Genomic DNA, 17,921 nt, shown 5'->3' with positions numbered 1-17,921 from the left:
ACTCCGGTCGGCAACCCGTACGTCAATGCCGGTCGGCGACCCCGGTCCCGGCACTCCGGCACCGGCACTCCGGCCGACCGAGGTCACCGGCCGCCGGCCGCCCGCTCTGTGCGCCAGTCCCGGGCCAGGACCGACCAGATCTCCATGTCGTGCCGTACGCCGCGGTACGGGTTGCTCTCCCGGAGCACTCCCTCCCGCACCATGCCGAGCCGCTTGGCGACCTTGATGCTCGCGGTGTTGGAGGAGGAAGCGATCCACTCCACACGGTGCATCCCGCGCTCCCCGACCGCCCAGTCGATGAGCACCCGGATCGCGCGCGTGATCAGCCCGCGCCCGACGGCCGCCTCCTCCAGCCAGCAGCCGACCTCGCAGTTGCCGGACTCGGTGTCGAACGTCCTGAAGAGGACGCCTCCGACGAGCACACGGTCCAGCCAGATGCCGTAGAGCCGGCCACTGTCGGCAGCAGCCTTGTCCGCATAGAGCTGCAGGAGCGCCGTGGCGGACGCGAGGTCGGTGGCGCGGTCCGGCAGTCCGATGGAGCGGCCGATGTATTCGCGGCCCCGGTCCATATGGGCGAGGTACTCCCCGGCATGCCACGGCTCCAGTGGCCGCAGCTCCGCTCCGTCGTCACCCAGCGATATCGCGAACATCCGCTTCCCCGTCTCACTTCCGCGTCAGGCTGTTGTGTGCTCGCGTTTCCGGGCGAATCGCTGTGTGCCGTCGTCGCCCGTGCGCTGCGTCGGGAATCGTCCCACAGCGGCGTGCGCCGCCTTCCTCTGCATCCCTGTCGCCTTGGCGCGTGGCGGTCCGTAGGCGCGCGAAGGCCGCGGGAGTGTGTCTTGACCCCCTACTGGGGCCGGTAGATGCATGCCGCCAGTGGGGCGTGCACCTTCCAGCCCAGCGTTTCGTAGAGCGCGCGTCCGTCGTCGGTCGCGCCCAGAATGCCGAGTTCCGCGCCCTCGGCCACGGCGTGGTCGGCGAGGGTGCGCATCACGAAGTTGCCCAGGCCGCGGCGGCGGTGTCCCTCCTCGGTCGTGACGCGGTCGACGACCGTGGCCCGCCCGAGGAGGGCCATCTGCCCGCCGGCGGCCGTGTCGCCCGCGGCATCCCGTACCCGGACGCGGACGACTCCGTCGTGGGTCTCCACGGCCACGGTGTAGCCCTTGGGCACCACCGGGTCGGTGACCTGCAGATCCATGGCCATCAGATGTCCTGCCTCGTCCTTGTCCACCACCCAGCCCTGCGGCAGCCAGTGCCCGGCGTCCGCCGGCTCCATGGGCACCTTGAGCCAGGTGTGCGGCACGGTCACAGCGGCGGCGGCCCGGCGTACCGAGGGCTCATCGGCGTGGGGCAGTACATGGCGCCCCACCTGATCGGGCCGGCCCACCTCGATGTAGACGCCCCACGGATGCTCGACCGGCCGGGGCGTGCGCCGTGACACGGACCAGCCGGACGCCCAGAGCCCGACCATTTCCGGAACCATCAAGCCCTCCCGAAGTAAGTGATGATCTCGACTAGGGCACCTTACTTGAGGGGATGGGGCGCGGCATTCCTCTTTTCGCTGTCCTCTCCCCCGGGATGGCCCCCGCGCCCCGCGACGCCCGAGCCGGCCCGCCGCTTCGGTGCCGGAAGCCGGCCCGGCGCCTCAGATCCCGGGTGAGGCGACCCGCGTATAGGTCTGCGGTGCGCTGGTGCCTCCGGGGCTGGTGACGGTGACGGCGACCGAACCGGCGGCTCCGGGCAGGGCGTCGACGACGATGTGGTGATCGGAGACGATGGTGAACCCAGCGGGGTCGGTGCCGAGGCGCACCTGGGTTGCCTGGGCGAAGCCGGTGCCGGTGAGGGTGAGGGTGGTGCCCCCGGCGGTGGGCCCCTGGTTCGGGACCACGGTCGTGACGACCGGTGCCGCCAGGTAGGTGTAGGAGACCCCATTGCTCGTTCCCCCGGCGGTGGTCACGGTGACGTCGACCGGACCGGCGGCGCCGGCCGGAACCACGGCGGTGATCTGGGTGTCCGAGACCACCGTGAATCCCGTTGCCGCGGTCGCCCCGAAGCGCACCGCGGTGGCTTCGACGAGGTGGACACCGGTGAGCGTGACGGAGTTCCCACCCGAGAGCGGTCCCGAGGGCGGGGCGACACCGGTGAGGACCGGGGTGCTGACGTAGAAGTAGGCACTCGGGAGGGTGCTGCTGCCGCCCGGGGTGGTCACGGTGATATCGACCGGGCCCGCGGTCGACGCGGGGACCACGGCGGAGATCTGGGTCGGGGACAGGACCGTGAAGGAGGTCGCGGGGGTGGTGCCGAAGGTGACCGCGGTCGTTCCGGTGAGGTTGGTGCCGGTGAGGGTGACGGCGTTCCCGCCGGACGTGGGCCCCTGGTTGGGGCTGACGCCGCTCAGGGCGGGCGTCACGGAGTAGGTGTAGGAGACGCCGTTGCTGGTGCCGCCGGGGGTGGTGACGGTGACCTGCACCGTGCCGGTCCCGGCAGGGGCGACGGCGGTCACGTGGGTGTCGGAGACGACGGTGAAGGAGGTTGCCGCCGTGGCACCGAACCGTACGGCGCTGGTGGTGGCCAGGCCCGTGCCGGTGAGAGTGACCGTGGTGCCCCCTGCGGCGGGGCCCGAGGACGGGGTCACGGACGTCAGGACCGGTACGGAGGCCGTGGTGTAGGTGAACGGCACGCCGTTGCTCGTACCACCCGGCCCGACCACGGTGACCTGCACCGTCCCCGACCCCGCAGGCGCCGTCGCCGTGATCTGCGTAGCGGAATTCACCACGAACGACGCCGACACCCCACCGAACCGCACCGCCGACGCACCCGTGAAACCCGAACCCGTCAACGTCACCGCCGTCCCACCCGACGACGGACCCGAAGCAGGAACCACCGACGTCAAAACCGGCGCGGGGGTGGCGACGTAGGAGAAGGTGACGAACTGGTTGCTGGTGCCGCTGGGGGTGGTGACGGTGACCTGCACCGTGCCGGTGCCGAGCGGGGTGGTGGCGGTGATCTGGGTGTCGGAGAGGACGGTGAACGACGGCGTCGGTGTGGCACCGAAGCGCACGGCGGTGGCACCGGTGAAACCGGTGCCGGTGATGGTCACGGTGGTGCCGCCCGCGGAGGCACCCGAGGCAGGAGAGACGGAAAGGGCTGCGGGTGTGGCTGCGGCCGGCATCTGCGCGGCGGAAGCGGTTGGCGGTTCTGCTGAGCGATTCACGGCCATGGTCCTTCGAGAGCGTGAGCCCCGGCCGGCCGCTCGGGAGAAGCGCCGGGCCGAGGCTCGTCAGGTGAGCTGAGGGAGAGCCGGACAGGGCAGGACGCACCCTGTCCGGACGGGTGGTGCGGAGGCTCGGCCGGGGGGCCAGGCCGCCAGCGGCTGGGGGCGCCGGTCAGATACCGGGGCCGGCCAGGTAGGTGAAGCCGTCGGCGAGGGTGGCGCTGCCACCCGTGGTGGTCACGGTGACGTTGGCGGGGCCGGGGGATCCGTCGGGCGTGGGCGGGGTGACGACGGAAACAGCGGTGTCGCTGAGGACGGTGAACGGTGCGGGCGTGGCGCCGAAGACGACCGACTGGGTGCTGCTGAGGTTGGTGCCGGTGATGGTCACCACGGTTCCGCCGCTGGCCGGGCCGGAGTTGGGGTTCAGGGTGGCGATGGTCGGGGCGTCGACGTAGGTGTAGGAGAGGCCGTTGTTGGTACCGCCCGCGGTGGTGACGCTGACGCTCACCGGCCCGGCCGCCGCGCCCGCCGGTACGGTGACGGTCAGCTGGCCGTCGTTGACCACGGTCGGGGTCGCCGTGGCGGCACCGAAGTGCACCGCGGTGGCGGTGGTCAGGCCGGTGCCGTTGATGGTGACGGTATTCCCGCCGCCGGTGATGCCGGATACCGGGGAGATGCTGGACTTGAACGGCGCGCCGACGTAGAAGAACGACAGCGGGTTGCTGGTGCCGCCGGGGGTGGTCACGGTCACGGGAACCGTACCGCTGCCCGACGGGCTGATGACGGTGACCGAGGTCGCGGTGTTGGCGGTGATGGTGGCTGTCTTGGAGCCGAAGTGCACGGCGGTGGCGCCGCCGAGGTTGGTACCGGTGATGGTGACGATGGTCCCGCCTCCGGTCGAACCCTGATTGGGAGAGATGGGCATGGCGATGCTCCTTCGGTGGAGTGTGTGAGTGGGGGTGAGCAGCCGAAACCGGGCGGCTGCCTGTGCCGCCGGTGTCGGGGTGGGCCGCTTGGTGGGGTGGCCGGTATGCCGGCCGGCCGTCAGGTGCAGCCGATGACGCTGCCTGACGGAGCACAGTTGTCCGGGGTGTTGCCGCTGACGCCGGTGCCCAGCAGGGTCACGCCCCCGGAGTTGACATAGATGCCGCCGCCGGTGGAGGTGGCGGTGTTTCCGGTGACGGAGCTGGCGGTCAGCGACACGGCACCGTTGTCGTTGTAGATTCCGCCCCCGGCGACGGCGGTGTTGCCGGTGACGGCACTGGTGAGCAGGGAGACCGTGCCCCCCAGGTTCGAGATACCGCCCCCCGGCCAAGGGGACATGGCACTGCCTCCGCGCACGGTGACACCCACGAGGCTCAACTGGCCTTTGGTGCCGGGCACGTTGGCGGCTCCCTGGACCTGGAGGACCCGGAAGGCCGGTGCGCTCGGGTCACGGACGATGGTGACGCCCACTCCCAGCAGGGTGATCGACGTGGTGATGGGCGGCAGCCCCACCGGGCCGGCGGGTCCGGTGCCGTGCGCGCTGGTGAGCTGGTAGGTGCAGAACGGGACCAGCGCCAGGGTGCCCCCGTCGGCCGCGTTGGCCGCCGTGATCGCGTTGACCAGCGAGGTTTCACTGCACAGCACCGGCGTCTGGGCGTGTGCCTCGTTCGGGACCGCGACGAGACCCGCGGTCAGCGCCACGGTCAGGGCGCAGACACCGAGGATGGAGCGCAATGTACGGACAGTTCGCATGACATCCCCAGGAAGAGGTGATGTGAGCCGCCGCACCAGCCGGTGCCGACGAACGGCACCCACCTGGTGTCTTCACGCCTCTGCGCGGGAGGGCATCCGTCACGGTGCCGGTGCTGCACCGCCGCCTGCCCTCACGTGGGTGCGTAGTCGAGGTAGGCCGGCTGCCACTCGCCCGAGAGGGTAGGCGGCCCACCGGATTGAATGGCTCCCAGTAATCCACCCGAGTGAGCACGCCTGCAACGCTCTTGACGTCCCGTCACCCGGACGGCAGAGCGCGTATCGGCTGTGCCGCACAACGCCGGAGGCGGCACCTCACGTGTGACCCCGCGGCCCCTCAGCGGGGCTTTGGACACCGGAACGGCGGCGCGACGGCACGGCCGGGGGCAGTCGCTCATCCGGGTCCGGTTCGGGTTCGGCCCGGTCCGGTCCGGCCGACTCGGGCCCGGTTCACCCGGGTCCGGCTCGGCCTCTTCTCCCCCGGCGGCCCCATGTCACGGAAGGCGATCACCTCTGCACCTTCTGCGACCAGCGCTGCGCCGGCCTGGCCCGGCGCGTACCGGATCGCTTGGCCTGCCGGCCCACCAGGGACGGGTCGCCGGCCGGTACGAAGCGGCGGAGTCCCGCCCGGTACCGAGCGCGTCACGCGAGGGCCACGCCGGTTCAACACCACGGTCATGGCCGACCTCCCAGGCTGGCTATCGACGGCCTGTCCACTCAAGAGGAGGCATCATGGCGACGAACATCCGGAAGCGCATTCCCCACGTGATCGGTGCGTCTTTCCTGGCCCTGACACTCACCGGAACGGTGGGTGCGATCACCGCGATGAGCAGTGAAGCGCCGCAGACAGCGAAGGCCTGGGCCCCGACCAGCACCGAACAAACCACAGGAGCCACCACCACCGGCGCCACCATCGGCGGCGGCGTGGGCGGCACCACAGGAGCCACCAGCACCGGCGCCACCATCGGCGGCGGCGTGGGCGGCACCACAGGAGCCACCACCACGGGCGCCACCATCGGCGGCGGCGTGGGTGGCACGACCGGCGCCACGACGACCGGCGCCACCATCGGCGGCGTTGTGGGCGGCACGACCGGCGCCACGACGACGGGCGCCACCATCGGCGGCCTTGTGGGCGGCACCACCGGCGCCACCACCACCGGCGCCACCATCGGCGGCCTTGTGGGCGGCACCACCGGCGCCACCACCACCGGCGCCACCATCGGCGGCGGCGGAGGCGTGCTCTGCAAGGTCACTATCGTCCAGGGCAAGCTCGTCCTGACTCCGGTGGGGTGCAGGCTCGGCGGCGGCACGACCGGTGCCACCTCGACCGGCGCCACCATCGGCGGCGTGGGCGGCACGACCGGCGCCACGACGACCGGCGCCACCATCGGCGGCGGCCTGGGCGGTACCACCGGCGCCACCACCACCGGTGCGACCATCGGCGGCGGCGTGGGCGGCACGACCGGCGCCACGACGACCGGCGCCACCATCGGCGGCGGCGTGGGCGGCACCACCGGCGCCACCAGCACCGGCGCCACCATCGGCGGCGGCGTGGGCGGCACGACCGGCGCCACGACGACCGGCGCCACCATCGGCGGCGGCGTGGGCGGCACCACCGGCGCCACCAGCACCGGCGCCACCATCGGCTGAGACGAGCCACGCGCTGCGCGGAGCTCTCGGCGGCGGGGACGACCTGATGCCCGCAGCGGGCACCTCGGACGAGGTCCCGCTCAGGGCCCCTCCAGAGGGGGCGCGGGCGACGGTCTCCTCCGCCGGCGAGGCGGGTGGGTAGCCATTCCTCCCCAGACCGTCCGAGTCCCCCGTCGGGACGGTGGTACCGACGGGGGCGCGGTCCGGCCCGCTGCTTTACCGTGCACCCGGGCACGAGCTCATCCCGCCTCGCTGCGTCTGGGGGCGGCGAGGCGATCCCCCCTTGTCTCCGGCTCCCCCGGCGAACGGGTCCGCCCGCACCGGGGGAACCGTGGGAACCGGACGCCTCCGAAGCAACCGAAAGCAACCGCGGACCGCATCCCCCCACCACCACGAATTCACTCTGGCGTCCCGCTCGTTCGCGCGGATGACAGGATGCGGGCCATGACATCGCAACTGCCGTTCGGAGACGGATTACGGGCAGAGCTGGGGACACCCGTACGGCACCGCAGGCTGGACAGCAGCCCGCGCTCGCGCGTCTGGCGGGTCGAGCTGAACGGGATACCGGCAGTCGTCAAACAGATCGTCGGCGCCCCCGACGCCGCTCAGCGGTATGCACGCGAGGTGACGGCCCTGCGGCTCGCCTCCCGGGCCGAACCGGCCCTCGTACCGGGCCTGCTGGGCACCGACGACGAGGCACGCGTGCTGGTTCTGGAACACCTCGAGCCCCGCCGGCCGTCCCGTGCATGGATCGTCGACTACGCCACCGCACTCGCCCGGCTGCACGCCACCGGCACCCCCGAGGACGCCGGACTCCTGCCGGCCTGGTCCGGCCCGGCGCAGGACGACATCAGCGCCTTCCTCCACCTCGCCGAGGCACTTCACGTGTCCGTGCCGTCCGGCGCGCCCGCCGAACTCGACGCACTCGTGGACCGGCTCGGCCGGGCACCGGGGCACGCCCTGCTCCACGGCGACCCGTGCCCCGGAAATGACCTGCACACCGCACAGGGCGTCCGGTTCATCGACTTCGAACAGGCCACCCTCGGCAACGGGATCGTGGAACTCGCCTACCTGCGCATCGGCTTTCCCACCTGCTGGTGCTCCACCGCGGCAGCCGCACCGCTCCTGGACCGCGCCGAGAGTGCCTACCGCACCGCATGGACCACCGCGACCGGCACCACGCCCCACGGAGATCTGACCGACGCCTGTGCCGGCTGGCTGCTGCGCGGCGACGCCCTGGTGCAGCGGGCCCACCGCGGCACCGTCGACCACCTGGCCCGCATCCCGGACCGCGACTGGAAATGGGGCACCGCCACAGCCCGGCAGCGGCTGGCCCACCGGTTCGGCGTCGTCGCACGGATGACGGCCGAGCGGGCCGACCTGCGCGGTCTGCACCGGCTCTGCTCGGACCTGCGCCGGCGCATGCTGGAGCGGTGGCCGACGCTCAAGCCACTGCCCGCGCTGCGCCCGTAGAGCGGCCGCCCCGGACCGGCCCACCCGGACCGGCCCGTCCACTCAGGCCCGTCCGCTCAGGCCCGTCCGCTCAGGACCGGCCCGGCAGATCAGCCGAGGTGAGATCCCGTCTTCTCCAGGGCCTCGCGTACGGGCTGGTAGAAGGACTCGCCGCCCAGCAGGCAGTTGCCCCTGCCGCCCGAGGTCAGGCCCAGCGCGGTGTCCCCGTCGAAGAGCGCGCCGCCGCTGTCGCCGGATTCCGCGCAGATGCCGGCCTGGACCAGATCGTCGACCGGCCCTTCCTGGTAGTTGGCCGTCACCTCGACGGCGGTGACGTCCCCGGTCCGGACGTGCGTGCTGCTGCCGCTGCGCCGCACCCGCTCGCCCACAATGGCGTCGCCCACCTTGCCGATCGGCTGCAGGCTGCCGTTGTAGAGGTCCACCCGGCTGGGGTGGGCGATACCGGCGTCGGTGTACTTCGCGATCCCGAAGTCGTCACCGGGGAAGGAGCCGGTCTCCGTCACCGCGGTCTGTGGACCTCCTTGGGTGGCGGACCAGTTGCGCACGGCGTTGGCGCAGTGGCCGGCGGTCAGGAAGTACGGCCGGCCGTCCCGGATGACGTTGAAGCCGAGCGAGCAGCGCGCGCCGTTGCCCCAGACGGCGTTGCCGCCGGCGATCAGCGGCCGGAGCGTGCCCGCCGACTGTCTGAGGACGACCCGGTCGCCGAGCGAAGCGGTGACCTTTTTGAGCTGCACCAGGCGGTCGCCCTTGACCGTACGGTCGGCGACGACGACCACCTGGTTGGTCCTGGGGTCCATCGCCCAGGACGTCCCGGGGATGGTGGCCTTCTGCTTGAGGGTCGCACGAGCCGCATTCAGCGAGGTCAGGGAGTGCTTGACGATCTTGGCTTCGGCGCCGGCTCCACGGACCTTGGCCACGGCGGCCGTGGTGGTCACATTGACGATGAGCTTGTTGCGCGGCGCGTCGTAGTAGAAGCCCGCCGCGCTGGTTCCGAGGGCGGAGCTGATGGTCCTGGCACGCTGAGCGGCAGCGGTGGCTGACGGGGGCTCAGGGGCCGTGGCAGGGGCGGCCTGGGCACATTGCAGGGTGAGTGCGGCGGCGATCAGGACCACGGCCCCCGCACTGCCGAGGACGGTACGGGACTCAGATGCGCTGGTGTGCTTCAACTCAAGACCTCTGGTGTGGGAGTGGGGACTGCGGTGGATATCCGGGCCCGCCGGAGGCAGGCGTTTCCCTCCCCCTTGACCCAGCCGTGTCCGCGCCGCCCGGCCCTTCGCGCAGACCTTTCCCGCACACGGGCGGCGACGCATCAGTTCGCTCCTCTGTCGCGGTGCCGCTGTGACCGAGCACCCTGTGCACCGGAATGCGTTGCCTCGTCATATGCCCTGCCTTGAGGATGACCGGCGCCCAGGCAGCCGGTGTGCATGGCACGGCGGAATGCCGTCATTCTTTCCCGCGGCTGCTTCGTGCTCCACCCGCCCGGCCACGGGTCCGCAGGAATCACCTGTACGGCCGGGGCGCAGCCAAGGGGTGGCACGTGGGCCACCGCCGGATACGGGCATGGCCGCGAGCGGGACTTACGGCGTATCAGGGGTCTTCCCCCTGGGCCGTATGAGTGAAATCGGGTCACCTCCCTAGGCACGGGCGTGGAGCGGATGGGTCAATCGAGGTATCCGCGCGACGGGCCGCCCATTCCTCCGCACGGGCCGGATCAGTCCTTTCCATCGATCCCCCGGCGACCCCCTCCGCGCACCCCTGTGCGTCCGCGTGGTGGTCATGGGCCCGGTCGTTCCCGCAGGAGGCCACTCGTGCACGATCTTCCCGGACCGTCGTCCCCCTCCACCGCGACGGCCGGCCGCGTCGTCGGCCGCATCGGCACACCGGAGCCGTCGGCGCAGGGCGGTACACGAGCGGGCCGGCCCCGGCAGTTGCCGTCTCTGACCGGTTTGCGGTTCGCCGCTGCGGGCGGAGTCGTCTTCACGCACGGTTCGCTGATGTTCAACCCTCACCTCGCCCGGACCCTGGGGCCCGAGGTATGGGTCGGGGCGAGTTCGGTTTCGCTCTTCTTCATTCTGAGCGGCTATGTGCTGACGTATTCCGCCCGCCCGACCGACACCGCACGCGCCTTCTGGCGGCGCCGGGCCGCCAAAATCCTGCCCAATCACGTACTGACCTGGTGTCTGGTCATGGCCGCGCTCGTCTGCGCCGGAGGCACGGCAACGCACGGTTCCGGTTGGCCGGCGAACCTTTCCAGCCTCTTCCTGGTGAACACCTGGGTTCCCAGCCAGCGCTTTGTCTCCGCGGGTAACCCGGTTTCCTGGTCACTGGCCGCCGAAGGGTTCTTCTACCTTCTCTTCCCTATGCTGTTGCCGTATGTCGAACGCCTGTCACGTCGTGGACTGCTGATCGGTGCGGGAGGGGCCGTCGCGGTCGTCTGGATCTGCCCGGTGCTCTACGAGTTCGTCCTCAACCCGGGCAGCCCGTCATTTCCCGGATACTGGTCCTTGTACATGCTGCCGATCACCCGGCTGCCCGAATTCGTCCTCGGCATGATGCTGGCCCGTATTTCCATGACGGGAATGCGGATTCCGCGCATCGGTGTTCTCCCGGCCGCCCTGGGCGTCATCAGCACGATCGTGGTGAACGCCGCGTATCTCCCGCACAGCTTCCTGTACGCGGCCTCGACGGTGATCCCGCTCGCCACCCTCGTTCTCGCGACCGCCGAGCTGGACCTGCGCGGCAGAAAGTCGCTGCTGCGCACGCCTGTCCTGGTGTTCCTCGGTGAGATCTCCTACGCCATGTATCTCGTCCACTTCATGGTGCTGGGGTTGCTGTATCTGTCGTTGACGGGTCATGGATGGAGCAGCCTCGCCGTGGTCCTGGCCGGCCTGCCCGTCGTGCTGCTGACCTCGTGGCTGCTGTATGCGGGGGTGGAGCGGCCGTGTGTGCGCCGCTTCTCCGTGTCCCGCCGTGCCCGCCTCCGTGCCGCCACCGCGTAGTGCACCCGGGCGTTCCGCTCGGTGCGGTGCGCGCCCGGTCCCGGAGCGGCCCGGCGTGCCCCGCCCGCCCTCCGTACCGGTGGCAGCGCTCCCCCTCAGGACCACCTCGGAAAGAAGCCCCCCATGAGTATGCGAAGCGAGCAGATCGCCGCCCACCGGCCCCGTTACCAGGACGAGCTGGCACACGGGCTGGAGCGGTTCTTCGAGCCACGGCGCACCACGTGTCCCTGGTGCACCTCCTCCCGGCTGCGCGGGCGCCTGCGCACCACCGACCATCCCCAGCACAAGCCCGGTACGTTCGTACTCGACCAGTGCCGCAGTTGCGGTCACGTGTTCCAGAATCCCCGGCTGAGCGCGGACGGCCTGGATTTCTACTACCGGGACTGTTACGACGGCCTGGGCGAGGCGACGATGGCGCGGCTGGCCCGCTCGCCCCTCGCGGTGCGGCTCTACCGGGCCCGCGCCCGGGCGCTGCTCCCGTTCGGCCGCCCGTCACGGTGGCTGGACGTGGGAACCGGTCACGGCCACTTCTGCGCCGAGGCCCGGAAGATCCATCCGGGCACCCGGTTCCACGGGCTCGACTGGGGCGAGGGCGTCGAGATCGCCGCACGCAAGGGCCGTATCTCCCGGGCCTACCGGGGTTCCTTCGTCGGGCTGGCCGGTCAACTTGCCTGCCAGTACGACGTGGTGAGCATGCATCACTATCTGGAACACACCCTGGCACCACGGCAGGAACTGGCCGCCGCCCACACCGCGCTCCGGCCCGGCGGCCACCTGCTGGTGGAAGTGCCCGACCCGGAATCCGCCTCCGCCCGGTTGCTCGGCCAGTGGTGGGGACCGTGGCTCCAGCCGCAGCATCTGCACTTCGTCCCTCTGGACAACCTGTGCAATGCACTGGCCGAGCAGGGATTCACCGTCGTGGCCACCGACCGGCACGAGCCCCATGTCCCCACCGATCTGACGTCCGCGGCGGTGAACCTGCTCAAATCCGTCCTGCCGAGCGAGGATCTGCCCTGGCTGCCCCGCCGGCCGGAGCGGGCCAGCCGCTGGATCCGCGGGCTTTCCCTGCTGGCCGTCGCACCCGTGCTGCTCGTCCTCATCGGGCTCGATCTCCTGCTGGCGCCCTTCGCCCGGCGCACCCGGCTGTCCAACGCCTACCGGGTGATCGCACGCCGCGACTGACCACCGCGCCGGGGTGCCGCGAAAACGCCCGCGGGGAGGCCACCCGGCTCTCGTCCACCACACCACTGCGCGGGGTTCCCACGCGCTCGGCTCCACACGGAAATGCGGCGGTTACACCGCCGGAGTGAAGCCGGTCGCAGTCGGAATCATCGCAGCCGACGGAACGGGACACTGCCGACCATGCACATCCTGATCGCTACCGCGGGTTCGCACGGGGACGTCGCTCCTTACACCGGCCTGGGTGCCCGGCTGCATCGCGCCGGACACCGGGTGGTGATGGCCACCCATGCGCGCTCGGCCGAGCTCGTACGCCGCAGCGGCCTGGGCTTCCACCCCCTTCCGCTCGACCGGTACGCCACGTCCGGCACGGAGGACACGCGGGGGCACGGGCCGAGGAAGGGCGCCGGCCTCACCAAGGCCGAACAGCTGCGACTGGCACGGGAATTGGCGCCGGAGATGGCCGACGCGGTGACCGAGGCCTGTGCCTCGGGTGCCGAGGTCCTGTTGTTCTCCAGCAGCCTGGCCCCGCTGGGGATCGTGGCGGCGGAGGGTCTGCAACTGCCCTGCGCCGGGGTGTTCTTGCAGCCCCTGGAGCCCACCCGGGAGTTCCCGCCGGTCATCTTCGACGTGCCGTCGTGGGGACCACTCGCCAACCGGGCACTGGGACAGTGCGCACAGTCATTGCTGGCCCGGGCCTTTGCTCCCGGGGTGCGCCATCTGCAGCGCCGGCTGGGCGTGACACGGGAGGCACTGGAGCGGCGCCGGGCCACCTGGCCCGTCCACCACGGATTCAGTCCGGCGGTGGTTCCGCGGCCCGCCGACTGGCGTCCGGGAATGGAGGTGGCGGGGTACTGGTGGCCGTCGGAAGTCCCCGGCTGGACACCGGAATCCAGGCTGGCGGATTTCCTCCAGGCCGGTCCGGCACCGGTCTTCGTGGGCTTCGGCAGCATGACGCCCAGCGACCCAGAGCGACTGGGACGCCTCCTGGCACGTGCCTTGCGGCTCGCCGGGGTACGCGGTGTCGTCCAGTCGACCCGGGCGGGCCTGTCGGTCGAGGGGGACGACGTCCTGACGGTGGGCGAGGTCCCGCACGCCCAGCTGTTTCCGCAGATGGCAGCCGTCGTCCACCACGCGGGTGCCGGGACCACGGCGGCCGGCCTGCGCGCGGGCGTGCCGGCCGTCCCCGTTCCGATGATGCTGGACCAGCCCTTCTGGGCGTCACGGCTGACATCACTCGGCGTCAGCCCCGGGAAGATCCCCTTCCAGCGACTGACCGCGGAAAACCTCGCGGCAGCCGTGGGGAAGGCGGTGCGCGACCCCAGATACCGTCATCGCGCCCGCCAGGTGGCGGCGTTGCTCGGTACGGAGGACGGCGCCGGCCGGGTGCTGGCGGCCGTCGAGCGCGGGGCGGGAGGAGACCGCAGGGGCGATCAGGACCCGGGCCGCTGAGGCTGCCCCGGTGAGTCCACCGAGTCCAGGAAGCTCACCATCCGGCCGTTGACCGCGCCCGCGTGGTCGATCTGCGGCCCATGGCCGGTATCGGCGACGATCTCGACGCGGGCGCCGGGCACCAGGCGCGGGACACGCTCCTGCTGCCGTTGCGGGTGCACCAGCAGGCTGTGCTTCCCGAGCAGCAGGTAGAGCGGGGTGCGGATACTGCGCAGCTCGGCTTCGGTGAGGGGGAGCGGTGCGGGGCGGCGGATGCGATGGGCGCGCACGCCGAGCCGCACCATCGCGCGCAGTTCCGGCACCACCAGGACCGGCTGGTCGAGCCAGGCGGCGAGACGGGGACGCAGCGCCTTCGGGGCGCAGGTCGCGAAGAGGCTGACGAAGATCCAGACGAAGAACCGCAGGCCCACCTTCTCCAGGCCGCCCGGGTCCAGCAGGGTGACCGAGGCCAGTCGGCCGGGCCGGTGCAGCGCCTGGTTCAACGTGAGCCATCCGCCGTAGGAGGACCCGATGAGGTGGACCCGGTCGAGTCCGAGTGCTTCGAGCGCCTCGTCGAGCCACTGTGCGGCACGTTCGGGCTGATGGATCGGTTCACGCTGCACGCTGCGGCCCGGGTCGCCAGGGGTGTCGATCGCATAGACCGTGCGCTGCGCGCTCAGAGCGGCGACGTTCGGGTACCACTGCGATGAGTTGCCGCCGGCACCGTGCACCAGGACCACCGGAGTGCGGGAGGCGGCACCGGGCTCCGTCGGTCCGTACCGGTAGACGTGGGTGGTCCCGAAGCGGGTCTCCACGTCGCACTCCGCGTCCGGCGCCGGCCCCAGGGCGTAGACGGCGTCGCACGCGGCGAAGTACCGGTCGCGCACCGCCTCGTTCACATAGCGGCCGACGGCGGGGTTGTGGTCTTGCGTCTTGGTGCCGGGCACGGCAGGCCACCTCCTGACAGCGGATTTTAGTGATACCACCGTATCACCAAAGTGGTACAGCGGTACCATGTAGCCGATCCCGCAGGCCGGAACGGGACGAACGAGGCGGAGGGCACGGGCTGATGCCGAAGCGCGTGGACCACGAAGAGCGGCGCACCCAGATCGCCGAGGCGCTGGTCCGGGTCGCCGGACGGCGCGGTTTGCACGCGATCGGGATGCGCGATGTGGCGGCCGAAGCCGGGGTGTCCCTGCGGCTGGTGCAGTACTACTTCGAGACCAAGGAAAAGCTGCTGCTCCATGGATTGCAGCAGCTGACGACCGGGCTCGGTGCCCGTATCGCCGACCGGGTCCGGGCCGCCGGGGACGCCCCGGGACCACGCGGGATGATCGAGTCCATCCTCCTCGAAACGCTCCCCCGCGACGAGGAGAGCCGGACTTTCCACCTCGTCTACACCGCCTACGCCGTGCTCTCCGTGACGGACGAGGCACTGGCCGCCCAGCCGTTCATCGACGGCCCCAATGCCGCCGAGGACTTGGTGGCCGACCAGTTGGAGCGGGCGCGCGAGGCCGGTCTGACCCCGCCCGGCACGGACGTACGCACGGAGGCGATCAGCCTCCTCGCCCTGGCGGCGGGCCTCGGCACCAGCGTCCTGGTGGGCCAGCGCACCCCGGAGGCCGCAGCAGCGATTCTCCGCCACCACCTGGACCGGCTCTTCCCGGACGGTGAATGAACCGGCCCGGCAACCGGAGCCGCTGCCGCTGCCGCTGCCGGGACAATTACGTCGCCCCCCTGGCATCTGCCGTTGGCCTCGGCCTCGCGACCACCACCTGCAGACCATCGATGACCTGCCTGTCCGCTCGTCGACCTCGGTGTCAGCCCCCGCCGTACGAAGGCCGGTTCGGCGCTGCGGAACGTCCTCCACGAGTGCAGCCGCGGGCGGCAGACATGGTGCCTCGCCGTTGCCGGAGAACTGCGGGAACGGTGGCTGAAGGGCCGGGGCCGGCCCCGATGACGCCCCTGAGGAAGGAAGCCGCATGACGGCACCGGCTACTCCCCCCTGATGTGGGTGGCCGCCGGCGGGCACCACCGGACCGTCCGGCTCCTGCTCGAGGCGGATGCCGGTCCGGACGCGCGCCATCGCGGCCGGACGCCGTTGGTGGCGGCGGCCGAGCGGGGATCGATTGCGGTGGTGCGGGCTCTGCTGTGCCACGGCGCCGACCCCCGTCTCACCGATACGTGGGGCCGGACGGCACGGAACCTGGCCCGCGAACGGTGCGGCAAGGACATCGAGAGCGAACTGCGGGAGAGGGCGCGCGCCCCCCGGGACAGCAGGTGCGTGGTCCGGCGCAGCCCTCGCTCCGAGGGCACGGAGCTGGTCGAGGTGACCGTCAGCTCACCGGGCGGAAGGGGCGCGGCCCAGTGGCAGGGGGAAACGGGGCATGCCCTGATCGCCACACGTCTGCAGGACGCGCTGCGGGGCTGAGACGCGTCGGCCGGCTTTCACGCTTACGGGGACGCCGCCGAATATCCCTGCGTCGCGGCGGTGTGGGGAGTGCGTGCGGCATCGCCCCGGCAGCCGGACAGGGCGTGCGGAAGGAACGGACCCTCCGCAGATCCTCCGCGGCCGGCCCCTGCGCCTCAAGACCAACCTGCCGCCTCTGTAGAGTCATTGGCCTGGTGAGTACGACCAATCCTGGGAGAGTGGCATGGCCGACCGGCACCGGTTCCCGCCTTCGGACCGCGCGGACCGGGCGGACCGCGCCGGCCGGACCCTGGGGAGCCGACAGCTCGCCGCGATGCTGCCCGACCCGGCGGAGGCACGGCCGGCCTACCGCCACCTGGCCAGGGCGATCGGTGCGCTGATACTTGACGGACGCATCGCGCTGCACGTCAGGCTCCCCGCCGAACGGGAGCTGGCCACGGCCCTGCACACCAGCAGGGCCACCGTCACCGCCGCGTACGACCTGCTGCGCGAGAGCGGCTACGCGCACAGCCGTCAGGGTTCCGGCACCTGGACGGCCCTTCCGGAGGGCCGGGCCCCCAGCGGCATCGCACGGCTCCTCGGCCCCCAGGACACCGCGATCGACCTGGCCAGCGCCGCCCCCGGACTGCCGGAACAGGCGCTCCTCGATGCCCTCACCCAGGTCACCCCGCGGCTGGCCGAGCACGCGCACACCCCCGGCTACCATCCCTACGGCCTTCCGGAATTGCGCGCCGCCGTCGCCGAACGTTTCACCCGGCGCGGACTGGCCACCATGCCCGAACAGATCCTGGTGACCGCCGGCGCCCAGCACGCACTCACGCTCGTCCTGGGGTTGCTGTGCCGGCCCGGCGACCGGGTCATGGTCGAGAACCCGTCCTACCCGAACGCCCTGGAGGCCATGCGCCGCGCCCGGCTGCGCACCCTGTCGGTCCCGGTGACCGACACCGGCTGGGACATAGAGATCACCGAATCGACCTTCCGCCAGGCGATTCCCCAACTCGCCTACCTTCTCCCCGACTTCCACAATCCGACCGGCTGCCTCATGCCCGATGAGGAACGCGTCCGCATTCTGCGCGCCGCCGAGCGCTCCGGCGCCTGGCTGGTCGTCGACGAGACCCTGGCCGACCTCGCCCTCGATGTCCCCGCCCCGCCGCCGTTCGCCTCCCGCGCCACCCCCGGCGGGGCCGGCCAGGTCATCACCATCGGCTCGATGAGCAAGACCCACTGGGGCGGTCTGCGCATGGGCTGGGTGCGCGCCCCCGCCCGGCTCGTCACCGAACTCGCCGGCCAGCGAGTCGCCACCGACATGGGCGGCTCGGTGCTGGACCAGCTGCTGGCCGTCCCCCTCCTGGCCCGTGCCGGGGAACTGTTGCCGGCCCGTCTGGAACAGCTGCGCCGGCAGCGCGCCGCTCTGGCCGCGGCCCTGGCCGAACACCTGCCGCAGTGGACCTGGCAACTGCCGCCCGGTGGACTGTCGCTGTGGGTCGACCTCGGCGCGCCTCTCGCCTCGGCGCTGGCCGAACGGGCCCTGGACTACGGGGTGCGGATCGAGGGCGGTGCGTACTTCGGTGCCGATCCGGGCCTGTTCGAACAGCGCCTGCGCATCCCTTACACCACCTCGCCGGAGACCCTGCGCGAGGCCGTGCACCGCATGGCCGCCGCCCTCGCGGGAGGGCTTTCACCGTCGTCCGCCACCCGCCGGGCGCACTGGGTTGCCTGATTCGGGCACCGCCTTCCCTCAATGGGCACCGGCCTTCGAGCGGGCACAGCTTTCGGTCGGGCGCAGCTTTCGGTCGGGCGCAGCTTTCGG

14 protein-coding genes and 1 pseudogene are annotated in these 17,921 nt (G+C 71.7%); 8 read left to right on the top strand and 7 right to left on the bottom strand.

What is annotated here, in order from left to right; all coding sequences use genetic code 11:
• Positions 1–83: 83 nt before the first annotated feature.
• From CFW40_RS34600 to CFW40_RS34580, 5 genes are all read right to left on the bottom strand, one after another.
• The gene (locus CFW40_RS34600) at positions 84–650 is read right to left on the bottom strand and encodes a GNAT family N-acetyltransferase (RefSeq protein WP_088801689.1); all 567 of its coding nucleotides are present in this window, start codon (positions 648–650) and stop codon (positions 84–86) included.
• Positions 651–847: 197 nt separating this feature from the next.
• Positions 848–1,483 (bottom strand): GNAT family N-acetyltransferase, encoded by a 636-nt coding sequence (locus tag CFW40_RS34595; protein ID WP_088801688.1) that lies wholly within the window; start codon positions 1,481–1,483, stop codon positions 848–850.
• A 162-nt stretch (positions 1,484–1,645) separates the two neighbouring features.
• Positions 1,646–3,214, bottom strand: a complete 1,569-nt coding sequence (locus CFW40_RS34590; protein WP_371127242.1) for an IPT/TIG domain-containing protein — start codon at positions 3,212–3,214, stop codon at positions 1,646–1,648.
• 172 nt (positions 3,215–3,386) lie between these two features.
• Positions 3,387–4,139 carry an IPT/TIG domain-containing protein gene (locus CFW40_RS34585; RefSeq protein ID WP_088801685.1) on the bottom strand — a complete coding sequence of 251 codons (753 nt, stop codon included), beginning with the start codon at positions 4,137–4,139 and terminating at the stop codon, positions 3,387–3,389.
• A 119-nt stretch (positions 4,140–4,258) separates the two neighbouring features.
• Positions 4,259–4,951, bottom strand: a complete 693-nt coding sequence (locus tag CFW40_RS34580) for a hypothetical protein (RefSeq protein ID WP_256331111.1) — start codon at positions 4,949–4,951, stop codon at positions 4,259–4,261.
• A 729-nt stretch (positions 4,952–5,680) separates the two neighbouring features.
• On the opposite strand from CFW40_RS34580, the gene CFW40_RS36835 reads away from it, so the two are divergent.
• A complete protein-coding gene (locus CFW40_RS36835) occupies positions 5,681–6,598 on the top strand; it encodes a hypothetical protein (protein WP_119098163.1) in 918 nt (305 codons plus the stop codon).
• 444 nt (positions 6,599–7,042) lie between these two features.
• On the top strand, positions 7,043–8,071 hold the full coding sequence (locus tag CFW40_RS34570; RefSeq protein ID WP_088801683.1) for an aminoglycoside phosphotransferase family protein: 1,029 nt from the start codon (positions 7,043–7,045) through the stop codon (positions 8,069–8,071).
• 89 nt (positions 8,072–8,160) lie between these two features.
• Here the strand turns inward: CFW40_RS34570 and CFW40_RS34565 are convergent, their stop codons facing one another.
• Complete coding sequence (locus CFW40_RS34565; protein WP_256331112.1) at positions 8,161–9,237, bottom strand: S1 family peptidase; 1,077 nt, start codon at positions 9,235–9,237, stop codon at positions 8,161–8,163.
• A 642-nt stretch (positions 9,238–9,879) separates the two neighbouring features.
• Between CFW40_RS34565 and CFW40_RS34560 the strand changes: the two genes are divergently transcribed.
• The 3 genes from CFW40_RS34560 to CFW40_RS34550 all read left to right on the top strand — a co-directional run bounded on the left by CFW40_RS34560 (position 9,880) and on the right by CFW40_RS34550 (position 13,701).
• Entirely contained in the window at positions 9,880–11,070 is a 1,191-nt protein-coding gene (locus tag CFW40_RS34560) for an acyltransferase (protein WP_256331114.1), read from the top strand.
• Positions 11,071–11,193: 123 nt separating this feature from the next.
• Positions 11,194–12,252: a class I SAM-dependent methyltransferase gene (locus CFW40_RS34555; protein WP_088801680.1), complete on the top strand. Its 1,059-nt coding sequence runs from the start codon at positions 11,194–11,196 to the stop codon at positions 12,250–12,252.
• Positions 12,253–12,432: 180 nt separating this feature from the next.
• Positions 12,433–13,701 (top strand): glycosyltransferase, encoded by a 1,269-nt coding sequence (locus CFW40_RS34550; RefSeq protein WP_088801678.1) that lies wholly within the window; start codon positions 12,433–12,435, stop codon positions 13,699–13,701.
• Here CFW40_RS34550 and CFW40_RS34545 read toward each other — a convergent pair.
• On the bottom strand, positions 13,683–14,627 hold the full coding sequence (locus tag CFW40_RS34545; protein WP_256331115.1) for an alpha/beta fold hydrolase: 945 nt from the start codon (positions 14,625–14,627) through the stop codon (positions 13,683–13,685). The genes CFW40_RS34550 and CFW40_RS34545 overlap by 19 nt on opposite strands.
• A gap of 122 nt (positions 14,628–14,749) precedes the next feature.
• Here CFW40_RS34545 and CFW40_RS34540 point away from each other — a divergent pair, with 122 nt between their 5' ends.
• From CFW40_RS34540 to CFW40_RS34530, 3 genes and pseudogenes are all read left to right on the top strand, one after another.
• Complete coding sequence (locus CFW40_RS34540; RefSeq protein WP_088801674.1) at positions 14,750–15,358, top strand: TetR/AcrR family transcriptional regulator; 609 nt, start codon at positions 14,750–14,752, stop codon at positions 15,356–15,358.
• Between the two features lie 318 nt (positions 15,359–15,676).
• Positions 15,677–16,111, top strand: a pseudogene (locus CFW40_RS34535) (ankyrin repeat domain-containing protein); the annotation flags it as partial.
• 223 nt (positions 16,112–16,334) lie between these two features.
• Complete coding sequence (locus tag CFW40_RS34530) at positions 16,335–17,831, top strand: PLP-dependent aminotransferase family protein (protein ID WP_088801670.1); 1,497 nt, start codon at positions 16,335–16,337, stop codon at positions 17,829–17,831.
• Positions 17,832–17,921: the final 90 nt, after the last annotated feature.

The organism is Streptomyces sp. 2114.4, from assembly GCF_900187385.1.
Taxonomy (GTDB): Bacteria; Actinomycetota; Actinomycetes; order Streptomycetales; family Streptomycetaceae; genus Streptomyces; species Streptomyces mooreae.
Note: the sequence above shows the minus strand (reverse complement) of the source record. Positions and strands in the feature narration are given on the sequence as shown.